The sequence below is a fragment of the Hominiventricola sp. genome, from assembly GCF_057604405.1.
This window is the reverse complement of the sequence record NZ_DBLYVB010000074.1, coordinates 1-1963: the sequence shown is the minus strand read 5'-3', so window position 1 is coordinate 1963 and position 1963 is coordinate 1. Positions and strand designations below refer to the sequence as shown.

Sequence of the window (1963 nt, the reverse complement as noted above, 5' to 3'; positions counted from 1 at the left end):
AGTGTAGCTCCCTTGACGGAACGAAGTGACGAAACATTCACGGTCGGGCAGTTTTCTTCTGCCGACCGGGAGTGAAGCTCCGCAGGACGCACATACTCCCGATAGGAGAGTATAGAAGTGCGCCCTTAGTATAATAACTAAGGGAATAGGAACGCTCTCCTGAAAGATTTGCAAAATCAGTTCCTATTCCTATCAATCAGGCTCCCAACGCAACATCCATTTCATGAAATAGCTTTATAATCGTAACCAAACAGGAGCATGAACGGGTGCGCCCTTGGGAGGGCGGCAATTCCTGCTGCCCCATACCTGATGTATAGTCTGTTTATCCTTTCGGCTGCGTTTCATGATTTGGCTGGTTGGGAGCTTTTTTGCTATACCTATATTACGCGCTAGGCTGTGTCGTACCGATTGAGAAGGACATCCTGTAATAACCATAGGAAAGAAGGGTTACTGTGAAAAATGATAATCGCAAATATCTCTCCGTCGGAATTGATGTTGGTGCAGACTTCAGCCTGATGGCGATTGCGCTGCCCTCTCAGGAACTGCTAGGAAAGTCTTACCGGATTTTCCATAACAGCAAGCGCTCTCTGGATGGTGCCATTGACCGCATCTATTCTGTTATGGAACAATACGATCTGCCTGCCCGTATCTTCATGGAATCTACAGGCATTTACCATTTTCCTGTATACCACAAGATGAGAGAGGCTGGGCTGGATGCCTACGTCCTGAATCCACTGGTTACTCACGCCAGCAAGGATATTAACGTCCGTAATATCCACAACGACAAATTTGATGCACAGAAGATTGCACTGCTGGGTCTGCGTCCGGATTTGAAAACATCCATTGTGCCTAGCGATGATGTGGCAGCCATGAAAGCGATTCTTCGGGAATATTATGCAATGAAAAAGGAAACTTCCATGTACATCTGCCGGTTAAAAGACCAGCTTCGGCAGGTTTTTCCGCAATTTATTCCTGTGTTTTCCAAGGTCAACGGTGTTGCAGCCATGGCAGTTCTGTACGAGTATCTGACTCCGGACTCCATCCTGGCGGCTGGGGCAGATGAACTGGAGCGGTTCATGAAAACAGTCATCTCCAAAGGCCCTCTCCACATCCGAAAGAAAGCAGAGGCACTGGTAGAAGCAGCTCGGGACGCTCAGAATTTCGGCCATGGGAATACCGGCGTTTTTTATTTGATCCGGCACTACATAGAAATGATCCGTCTTTTGGACGCCCAGACGAAGCAGATTCTGACGCAGGTAAAAGTCCTTCTGAAGGAACAGAAAAACTCTCAGATGGCAAAACAGGTTCGCTTGCTCCAAAGCATACCGGGAATTGGCTTTCTTTCTGCTGTCACGCTGGTCTGCGAAATAGGAGACTTCTCTGCATTCAAACGGCCCAAGCAGCTTTTCGCATACTTTGGTCTTGATCCAGCCGTCAGGCAATCCGGAAATTTCAGCGGTGCCGACCTGAAGATGTCCAAGCGAGGCTCCCCATACGCCCGACGTTGCATCTATGTTCTGGCGATACAATCTGTCAGCCTCCGTGTGGACGGCACTGCGAAGAATCCGGTACTGAGATCCTTCTATGAAGAAAAGTGTAAAAGCAAGTCCAAGATGACGGCTCTGGGTGCTGTTATGCACAAAGTCTGCAATATCATCTTTGCCGTTCTGCGGGATGAACGTCCATTCGTTCTGATTACCCCGGAAGAACACCGGACAGCATATTTTTCTGCTTCAGTCAAAGCTGCCTGATTTCCGTTTTCCAAAATTTCAGAGGCCCGTACCGCCGAGCCTCTGTTTTACTGCGCTCATTTTCTTCTGAGAAAGAATTTCAATTTACTGCTTGATTTTTATTAGCAGGACTAGTTCCTAAAGGGATTTTATCAGTTCGCCAAACTGGAATTTATGTCAATGCAAACTCAATCTCATCAAGTTTATTTGTTATTGCGTTCTTTCTCCCTGTC

1 protein-coding gene is annotated in these 1963 nt (G+C 47.3%); it reads left to right on the top strand.

Annotation, left to right across the window (positions count from 1 at the left end; all coding sequences use genetic code 11):
• Window positions 1–452: 452 nt before the first annotated feature.
• Window positions 453–1751, top strand: coding sequence for an IS110 family RNA-guided transposase (locus tag ACZMB2_RS14080; protein ID WP_215675291.1), 1299 nt, complete (start codon window positions 453–455; stop codon window positions 1749–1751).
• Window positions 1752–1963: the final 212 nt, after the last annotated feature.